Here is an 8,943-nt window from a genome sequence, read left to right as displayed (position 1 = left end):
CATAGCGGCTGCGCTACCTTCCCCATCCCTCGGGGAGAGAATTCAGGGGAGGGGCACCTTACCCGACTCGCGGGCCTTTCCTGCCCTGGAAATGGTGCCTAGTGGCTCCGCGCGCCGCCGCCCCGGCTGGTGCCGCGACGCTCGGGGTTCTGCCTCGCGCCTCCCCGCTGCGGGCCCCCTCCCTTCGTCTTGGCGTGTGAGGCGCTCGTCCGCGCCGCCTCGCTCCGAGGGGCCCGCCGCTCGCCGCTCGCCACCACGACGCCCCGGCTCGCCCGGCGCGGCGTGGCCTTCCGGGCCTGCTCGGCCAGCTTCTGGTGATGGCGCGAGGGCCCCACCTTCTCGCCCGTCTCCAGGTCCACCGTCTCGCGGGCGATGAGCCTGTTGAAGTTGCTCCGGTGCCCGTGCGCGTGCGCCGAGTACACGAGCGCCAGCTTGTTCTCCTCGAACTTGGTGAAGAACTCGTCCCACGAGATGGGCTCCAGCGTCTTCCTTCCCGAGTAGCCCGGGAAGTCGATCCGCAGGATGCCCGTATGCTCGCCGTCTCCCGTCCCCGTCACCATCGACGGCCGGCCACACCGCGCCTCCGCCCACTCGCGGATCTCCTCATGGTCGATCGTCACCCGAGAGCTCTTCGTCGTCATGGCGCACCCCCTGTGCATGAGCGCCGCGCCTGACAGCGGCCCTCCCAGCAAGGGTGCACCTCGTCGGCTCCGGGGACTACCCGTGTCCCATCGAGGCAACCCCTCTTGCCCCTTCAGTTCCCGGCGTTGCCTCGGAGCCCAGGCGAGGGGAGGATGGCTCCGTGCCGGGACAGGTCCTCCGGCGTGTTCACGCTCACCACCGAGCGCAGCTCCGCGTCCACCGCGCGCAGGGCCTCCTCGGGCAGCAGCTTCGCCCGGCAGCGGGACAGCAGGCCTCTCAGCGAGGGCTCCTCCGCTCTCAATGCCTCGCCCCAGGGGCCCGCCAGCGTCTTGCGGTAGAGCGCCAGCAGCGGCTCCACCCGGCCGCCCACCGTGAAGCACACCGCGTCCACCTCCGGGCCGCGCGCCTCCAGCAGCCCGCGCACCGCGGCCTCGGTCACGAAGGGCATGTCGCACGCCACCGCCAGCACCCACTCCGTCCGCGCGCCCTCCAGCGCCGCGTGCACCCCGCCCGGCGCTCCCCTCCCGCGCACCACGTCCTCCACCCCTCGCAGGTGGAAGCGCGCGTAGGGGGCCGGGTCGTTCGCCACCAGCAGCACGTCTCCGAGGAGGCGCCCCAGCTCCAGCAGCCGCTCCAGCACCGGCCGCCCCTCCACCTCCAGCAGGCCCTTGGCCACCCCGCCCAGCCGCTCGCCCCGCCCGCCCGCGATGACGGCCAGCGTCACCTCCGGGAATTCCGGCCCGCTTCGTCTCCGCTCGCTCACGCCGTGCCTCCTCGCGCCTCGCGTCTCCCCGTGCTCCGTCCGCTGGGAGAGGCTACCTTCTCCCCGGCCCCCCGCCCGCCTCCCCCTCGCGCTAAAGCTCGCCGGACGACTCCTCCCCCATGCTCACCCCGCTCGCCACCGCCCGGAAGGTCGCCCTCGACGCGCTCCGCCCCGCTCCCCCCGAGCCCGTCCCCCTCCTGGAGGCCCTCGGCCGCTTCCTCGCTCGGGACGTCGTCGCCTCGCGCTCGCTCCCCGGCTGCCCCGTCTCCGCCATGGATGGCTATGCCGTCCTCGCCGAGGAGACCGCCGGCGCCACCCGCGACCGTCCCACCCGCCTGCGCGTCGTCGACACCGTCTACGCTGGCCACCTGCCCTCGCGGCCCCTGCGTCTCGGCGAGGCCTCGCGCATCTTCACCGGCGCGCCCCTTCCGGAAGGGGCCAACGCCGTCGTGCGCCAGGAGGCCACCGTCCCCGGCCAGGGCTTCGTCGACGTCTGCGTCTCCGTCCCGCCCCACAAGGACATCCGCTCCGTCGGGGAGGATCTCCACATCGGCACGCCCCTGCTGCGGGCCGGCCAGCGCGTCGATGCCTCCGTCCTCGGCGTGCTCGCCTCCCTGGGGGACACCCACGTCTTCGTGCGGCCTCCGCCCCGCGTCGCCGTGCTCGCCACCGGGGATGAGCTCGTGTCTCCCGGGGAGAGCGCCCTCCCCCACCAGGTGTACGAGAGCAACCTCGTCCTCATCGCCGCCCTCGCCCGCGAGGCCGGTGCCCAGGTCGTCGCCCTGGAGCGCGCCCGGGACGAGGATGCGGAGCTGCGCGCCGTGCTGAAGCGGCTCGTCGACGGCGCGGAGGTGCTCATCACCACCGGCGGCGCCTCCGTGGGCGAGAAGGACCGCGTCAAGCGCGTGCTCGCCGAGCTGGGCGCCTCGTTCCTCGTGGACGGCGTGGCCCTCAAGCCCGGCAAGCCCGTCGCCGTGGCCCGGCTCGGCACCACCGCCATCGTCGTGCTCCCCGGCACGCCCGGCGCCGCCACCGTCGCCTTCGACCAGCTCGCCCGGCCCCTGCTGCTGCGCTACCAGGGCGTCTCCGAGGAGCGCCAGCGCGTGCGCGTCCGGCTCGAGGAGGGGCGCGACAAGCAGGCCGGTCTCACCTACCTCATCAGCGCCACCCTGGAAACGCGCGGGGACGGCCTGCCCTGGGCCCGCATGCGCCAGCAGGGCGGCGGACACATGCTCCAGAACATCGGCGCCGAGGGCCATGTCGTCCTCCCTCCCGGCCGCGCCGACTTCGCCCCCGGCGACGAGGTGGACTTCGAGCGCTTCGACCGGCCCCGCTTCCTCCCCGTGGAGCCCTGATGCAACCGCCCGCGCTCGCTGTCGTCGGCTGGTCCGGCTCGGGGAAGACGACGCTCCTCACGCGGCTCGTGCCCGAGCTGCGCCAGCGCGGCCTGCGCGTGGGCGTGGTGAAGCACTCGTCCGACGCACACCCGCTCCACCGCCGGGGCAGCGACACCGCGCGCTACACCGAGTCCGGTGCCACCTTCGTCGCCTTCGCCAACCCGGCCGGCGTCCAGCTCTCCTTCCCCGAGCCTCCCGAGGCCGTGCTGTCCCTGCTCGCCCGCTTCGCGGACAGCGTGGACCTGGTGCTCGTCGAGGGGTGGAAGCACGGGCCGCTGCCCAAGCTCGAGGTGTGGCGCGAGGGGCTCGGGCCGTTGCTCGCGGCCACGCGCCACGATGTACTCGCCGTGGTGGGGGACTCACCCGTGCCCGAGGGGGTGAAGTGCTTCACCCGGGATGACGTGCCCGCCATCGCCGACTTCCTCCAGCAGTGCCTCCGGGACGGGGTGCTGCGCGCGACGGAGGGGCCATGAGTGAGGACACGCGTCCCCTCCCCCCGGGCGTCACCCGGCGGCCCGTGGTGCGCTACACCCGGGAAGGCCATCTCGCGCCCTCCGAGCCAGACACCGTGGCCATCGAGGAGCCGCTCGACATCCGCATCAGCGGGGACACCCTGGCCATCACCATGCGCACCCCGGGCGCGGACCGCTTCCTCGTCACCGGCTTCCTCTTCGCCGAGGGCCTCATCCACTCCGCCGAGGACCTCGGGGCCCTGGCCCACTGCGGGCGGCCCGGCGAGGAGGGCTACGGCAACATCGTCGAGGTGACGCCCGCCCCCGGGCTCGTCATCGACCTGGAGAAGGTGGGCGCCACGAAGCGCGGCACGCTCACCACCGCCTCCTGTGGCGTGTGCGGCCGGCGCAGCGTGGACGACTTGATGGCCTCGTGTACGCCCGTGCCACCGGGGCCGGCGCTCGCCGCCTCCGTGCTCGCCCGCGCCACCGAGCACCTGCGCACCCTGCAGCCCAACTTCGCCCGCACCGGCGGCGTCCATGCCGCCGCCGCACTCGACGAGAGGGGCGAGGTGCTCGCCGCCTTCGAGGACGTGGGCCGCCACAACGCCGTGGACAAGGTGGTGGGCGCGCTGCTGCTCCAGCATGGGCTGCGCTCGGCAAGGGCCTCGCGGCCGTCCACCTCGCGCGCCACCGTGCTCGTGGTGAGCGGGCGCGTCAGCTTCGAGATCATCCAGAAGGCCACCGTGGCCCGGGTGCCCGTGGTGGCCAGCGTGTCCGCGGCCAGCGCGCTCGCCATCGACCTCGCCGAGCGCGCTGGCCTCACCCTCGCCACCTTCGTGCGCGACGGGCGCTTCAACCTCTACACCCACCCCGAGCGCGTGCGCGAAGGGTGAGGGCGGCCCTCGCGCTGCGACTCACCAGATGTCGTAGCGGCTCGTCATGATGGGGCTCACCTGGTAGTTGCCGCCATCGACGGAGATGGTGAGGGGCTTGCCCGCACCGCTGCTCAGCCCGGCGACATACCCCGCGCACTGCGAGCAGAGCGCGATGCCGTTGCGGGTGACGTTCCAGGTGCCGTAGACCCGATCCGTCGGAAGGACGGAGGTCACCGAGACGAGCTGGAACTCATACGTCTCACCGGCGCTCGTCTTGGCGCGGGCGAAGGCGAACGCGAACTGGGTGTTCGTGTTCCAGCTCACCGAGGTATCGACGGACGTAGGGATCTGCGTGGCCCCCAGCGTGGTGAGGGTCCCGGGCTTGTTCGCCCAGATGTTGTAGACGGAGGCGGCCGAGGCGACAGCGGGCACCAGGGCGGACAGCGCGACCAGCAGGCGGAGGCTCTTCATGGGGTCATCCTCTCGGACAGGGGGGCGTCCATCATCTGAAGAGGATTCACTGGTTGTCAATGAATACCTGTTTTTCCTGTTCGCGAGAAGATGAGGGGGAAGCGCGCGAAGGGAGGCGTAGGCTCGCCCTCCCATGTCCCCGACCCCTCCGCTGCTCGATGACATGCTCGTCTTCGCCGAGGTAGTGGGCGCGGGGGGCATCACCGCGGCGGCGACACGGCTGGGGTTGCGCAAGTCCACGGTGAGCCGGCGTCTGGCGGCCCTGGAGGAGCGGCTGGGCACCCGGCTGCTGGAGCGCAACACGCGCCGGCTGCGCCTCACCGAGTCCGGGCGCGAGTACCACGCGCACTGCGCCCGGCTCGTCGCCGAGGCGCGGGCGGTGAACCGGGCGGTGAGCGAGTCGCGCGGCACGCCCCACGGCACGCTGCGCGTGGCCACGTTCTCGCTGCTCGGCGAGCTGCTCGCGCCCGTCATCGCCGAGTTCCTCCTGCGCCACCCGCAGGTACGCGTGGAGGTGTCGCTCGCCCAGGCGCACGTGGACCTCGTGGCCGAGGAGTACGACCTGGCCCTGCGCCCCGGGCCCCTCCTGGACTCGTCGCTGAAGGCGCGGCGGCTCGGGCAGGTGCGCACCGGCTATTACGCGAGCCCCGCCTACCTCACCCGGCGCGGCACGCCCCAGTCGCCGGACGAGCTCGCGGGCCACGAGTGCGTGCTCGTCGCCGAGCCGGGCACGGAGGAGGTGTGGTTCTTCTCGGGCCCGCGGGGCGCTCGCACGGTGCCCGTGAGCGGGCGGCTCCAGGTGCCCAGCGTTCGCGCCGGCCACGCGGCGGCCCGGGCGGGACTCGGACTGGTGCGCCTGCCCACCGTGCTGGTGGCCGACGACGTGCGCGCCGGGGTGCTCGTCCCCGTGCTGGAGACGGTGACGCCTCCGGGCCTCGTCATCTACGCCGTCTACCCCAGCGGCCGGCAGCTCCCGCCCAAGGTGCGCGTCTTCCTCGAGACGCTCGCCCAGCGCAGCGCCGCGCTCCCCTGGGACACGCTGTGATGGGGCTCTTCGCGGAACAATCCATTGCGCGCCGGGCTCTCGTCCGCTCCCCCCGCCGCCGTTATCTCTCCGCGTGAAAGGTCGGGCACGGGCCACGCAGGCCCCACGCCCGCACAGAGGGACACGCCATGGCAGGAGACATCATCCACGTGAATGACCCGGACTTCCGGCGCGAGGTGCTGGAGGCCCACGAGCCCGTGCTGGTCGACTTCACCGCGGCCTGGTGCGGCCCCTGCCGCGCCATCAACCCGACGGTGGAGGCGCTCGCCACCCAGTACAAGGGCCGCGTGAAGGTGACCAAGGTGGACATCGACGACAACCAGGCCACCGCGCAGGCCTACGGCATCCGCTCGGTGCCCACCCTGCTCCTCTTCAAGCAGGGCAAGGTGGTGGGGCAGATTGTCGGTGCCGTGCCACGCGCCCGCCTGGAGAGCGCACTGCAGCAGGTTCTCTGACTCACGCCGCTCGGGACGCGAAGAACCGCGCCCGGAGCTGCTCCAGCGGGGTGGCCCAGTGGTCCTCCCACAGGATGCTCGCCATCTCCGGCGAGCCCCTGCCCCGCTGGTACGCGGCGCGAATCCGCCACAGGTACTCGCGCCTGGGCACCGTCACCTGCTCGTTGCTCCAGCCCGCGAGCACCGCGAAGAGCGAGGTGGGCGTGCCCAGGTTGCCCAGCTGGAAGGCCTGCAGCTCCATCTCCCCCATCATGTCGGTGCCGTAGCCGGTGAGCAGGTGGTGCAGGTCATGGCTCTCGCGCATGCGCTTGCCGAGGTACTGCCCATCGCTCATCTCGCGCGGGAGGGTGAAGATGGGCTGGACGCCCGTGTCGCCCTCGTAGAAGCGCGCGAACTCGCGCCCGAGCGTCCCCGAGGGCAGCTTCGCGAGCGCCTCGAAGTCCACATGGCCCCGGCACAGCTCGGGGCGCTGCTCCAGCAGGCGGCGGCCCGCCGGGACATTCGCGAACCCACGGGCCATGTCGGTGAGCATGCCGCCGTCGAGCGCGTCCTGGAAGAGCATGCCGTAGACGGGCTCGGCGGGGTTGCGCATCAGCACCCGGATGGAGGCGACCCCCACCCGCATGCGGGTGAAGAGGGAGGCGTTGGCGGGAAGCGACGGGTACTGCGAAGCACTCTGTTGCATCGAGGCTCCTGCGGGCTCGGACTCCAGACGGTCAGCATACCACTCCGTCGGACACGGCCTCCTCGTCTCCCTCGGCTCAACCGCGGGCCGGCACTCCGTTGAAGGTGAAAGCAAGGGGTCGACCGTGACGGCAACTCAGGGGCTGTAGAGGAGCGTCATGGGTTCCCAGAGAGTGCCGCGACCGGGGTCCCGGGCGCGCGGTGCGCCAACCTGTCCACTTAGTGTACAAGTTGCGCGAGTGCGCGCCCGGGAGGCCTCCCCGGCCCCGAGGTTCAGCCGCGCGCGAAGGCGTCGCTGACGATGCCGCGGGCCTCGTCCACGATGGCGTCCAGGTGCTTCGCGTCGCGGAAGCTCTCGGCGTAGATCTTGTAGACGTCCTCGGTGCCCGAGGGCCGTGCGGCGAACCAGCCGTTCTCCGTCACCACCTTGAGCCCGCCAATCTCGGCGTTGTTGCCGGGGGCGCGGGTGAGGCGCTGGAGGATGGGCTCGCCCGCGAGCGAGGTGGCGCGCACCGCGTCCGGCGACAGCTTCTTGAGCGCCGACTTCTGCGCCGAGGTGGCCGGCTGATCGATGCGCGTGTAGAGCGGCGCGCCGAACTTCTTCGTCAGCTCCTGGTAGTGCACGCCCGGATCCTTGCCCGTGCGCGCGAGGATCTCCGTGGCCAGCAGGTCGAGGATGATGCCGTCCTTGTCGGTGGACCAGACGGTGCCATCGCGACGCAGGAACGAGGCGCCCGCGCTCTCCTCGCCGCCGAAGCCGAGCGAGCCGTCCAGCAGCCCGTCCACGAACCACTTGAAGCCCACGGGCACCTCGACGACGCGTCGGCCGAGGTCCCTGGCCACGCGGTCGATCATGCTGCTGCTCACCAGCGTCTTGCCCACCGCGGTGTCCGCCTTCCAGCCGGAGCGGTTGCGGTAGAGGTAGCTGATGGCCACGGAGAGGTAGTGGTTGGGGTTCATCAACCCCACGCTCCGGGTGACGATGCCGTGCCGGTCCGAGTCCGTGTCGTTGCCGAAGGCGATGTCGTAGCGGTCCTTGAGCTCGACCAGGCCGGCCATCGCGTAGGGCGACGAGCAGTCCATGCGGATCTTGCCGTCATGGTCCACGCGCATGAACCGGAAGGTCGGGTCCACCGTCTTGTTCACCACCTGGATGGACAGGCCGTAGCGCGCGGCGATGGGCTCCCAGTAGTCGAGGTTCGAGCCCCCCAGGGGGTCGGCGCCGATGGACAGCTTCGCCCCGCGCACCACCTCCAGGTCCACCACGTTGCCGAGGTCCGCGACGTACGGGGTGATGAAGTCATACGTCTTCACGGTGGAGGCCGTGCGGGCGCGCTCGTAGGGGATGCGCTGCACGCCCGAGTTGCCCGCGCCGAGCAGCTCGTTGGCGCGCTTCTCCACCCAGCCGGTGATGCCCGTGTCCGCCGGGCCGCCGTTGGGCGGGTTGTACTTGATGCCTCCGTCCTCGGGCGGGTTGTGCGAGGGCGTGATGACGATGCCATCGGCCAGCCCCCGCTCGCGCCCGCGGTTGTAGGTGAGGATGGCGTGCGAGATGACCGGCGTGGGTGTGGCGCCGTCGGTGAAGCGCACCTCCACGCCGTGGGCGGCGAGCACCTCAAGCGCCGAGCGCTGGGCCGGCTCGGACAGCGCATGCGTGTCCATGCCGAGGAAGAGCGGGCCGTCGATGCCTTCCTTTTTGCGGTACTCGCAGACGGCCTGCACCACCGCGAGGATGTGCGGCTCGTTGAAGCCGCGGCGCAGGGCCGAGCCCCGGTGGCCGGAGGTGCCGAAGGCCACGCGTTGCTCGGGTTCACGGACGTCCGGGCGCTCGGAGTAGTACTGGGCGCGCAGGGTCTCGGGGTTGATGAGGAGGGACTCGGGAGGGAGCTTGCCAGCGAGCGGATGGGCCACGCGGCCAATCTACCGCCGCGTGACCCGCTGTCAGTGCCCTTGTTTTCGCTGTCTGTCGCCTCGTTCACGCCTCTGGGGCGGTGCGCGGCGAGCGCCTCGCGCTAGTCCCGGTTCTGGGGGCGATTGACCTGCTCGTTGTCGCTCGGGAAGCTGTCGCCGCCGAACTGCTGGTTGCCCTGGAACCGGGAGTCATCCTCCTCGTAGCCGGAGCCACCCGTGCCACCGCTTCCGACGCCACCGTCCTT

Annotated in this window: 10 protein-coding genes; 5 read left to right on the top strand and 5 right to left on the bottom strand. The window is 72.0% G+C overall.

Annotated features, from left to right (window positions below):
- Positions 1-98 precede the first annotated feature (98 nt).
- Positions 99-641 carry a hypothetical protein gene (locus tag VF697_RS40320; protein WP_331103639.1) on the bottom strand — a complete coding sequence of 181 codons (543 nt, stop codon included), beginning with the start codon at positions 639-641 and terminating at the stop codon, positions 99-101.
- A 113-nt stretch (positions 642-754) separates the two neighbouring features.
- Complete coding sequence (gene mobA / locus VF697_RS40315) at positions 755-1,405, bottom strand: molybdenum cofactor guanylyltransferase (RefSeq protein ID WP_331103637.1); 651 nt, start codon at positions 1,403-1,405, stop codon at positions 755-757.
- A gap of 119 nt (positions 1,406-1,524) precedes the next feature.
- Here mobA and glp point away from each other — a divergent pair, with 119 nt between their 5' ends.
- From glp to fdhD, 3 genes are read left to right on the top strand one after another with little or no spacing between them, the layout of a single operon-like run.
- A complete protein-coding gene (glp, locus tag VF697_RS40310; RefSeq protein WP_331103636.1) occupies positions 1,525-2,760 on the top strand; it encodes a gephyrin-like molybdotransferase Glp in 1,236 nt (411 codons plus the stop codon).
- Entirely contained in the window at positions 2,760-3,275 is a 516-nt protein-coding gene (mobB, locus tag VF697_RS40305) for a molybdopterin-guanine dinucleotide biosynthesis protein B (RefSeq protein WP_331103635.1), read from the top strand. The genes glp and mobB overlap by 1 nt, the downstream gene beginning before the upstream one ends.
- Positions 3,272-4,150, top strand: coding sequence for a formate dehydrogenase accessory sulfurtransferase FdhD (gene fdhD, locus VF697_RS40300; RefSeq protein WP_331103633.1), 879 nt, complete (start codon positions 3,272-3,274; stop codon positions 4,148-4,150). The genes mobB and fdhD overlap by 4 nt, the downstream gene beginning before the upstream one ends.
- A gap of 21 nt (positions 4,151-4,171) precedes the next feature.
- Here the strand turns inward: fdhD and VF697_RS40295 are convergent, their stop codons facing one another.
- Complete coding sequence (locus tag VF697_RS40295; protein WP_331103631.1) at positions 4,172-4,603, bottom strand: hypothetical protein; 432 nt, start codon at positions 4,601-4,603, stop codon at positions 4,172-4,174.
- 133 nt (positions 4,604-4,736) lie between these two features.
- Between VF697_RS40295 and VF697_RS40290 the strand changes: the two genes are divergently transcribed.
- Both VF697_RS40290 and trxA read left to right on the top strand, forming a co-directional pair.
- Positions 4,737-5,648 carry a LysR family transcriptional regulator gene (locus tag VF697_RS40290; protein ID WP_331103629.1) on the top strand — a complete coding sequence of 304 codons (912 nt, stop codon included), beginning with the start codon at positions 4,737-4,739 and terminating at the stop codon, positions 5,646-5,648.
- Positions 5,649-5,776: 128 nt separating this feature from the next.
- A complete protein-coding gene (gene trxA / locus VF697_RS40285) occupies positions 5,777-6,103 on the top strand; it encodes a thioredoxin (RefSeq protein WP_331103627.1) in 327 nt (108 codons plus the stop codon).
- A gap of 1 nt (position 6,104) precedes the next feature.
- Here trxA and VF697_RS40280 read toward each other — a convergent pair whose 3' ends face one another.
- Complete coding sequence (locus VF697_RS40280; RefSeq protein ID WP_331103626.1) at positions 6,105-6,788, bottom strand: Coq4 family protein; 684 nt, start codon at positions 6,786-6,788, stop codon at positions 6,105-6,107.
- Between the two features lie 272 nt (positions 6,789-7,060).
- Positions 7,061-8,698, bottom strand: a complete 1,638-nt coding sequence (pgm, locus tag VF697_RS40275) for a phosphoglucomutase (alpha-D-glucose-1,6-bisphosphate-dependent) (RefSeq protein ID WP_331103625.1) — start codon at positions 8,696-8,698, stop codon at positions 7,061-7,063.
- Positions 8,699-8,943 lie beyond the last annotated feature (245 nt).

The organism is Archangium sp. (assembly GCF_036388035.1).
Taxonomy (GTDB): Bacteria; Myxococcota; Myxococcia; order Myxococcales; family Myxococcaceae; genus Archangium.
Note: the sequence above shows the minus strand (reverse complement) of the source record. Positions and strands in the feature narration are given on the sequence as shown.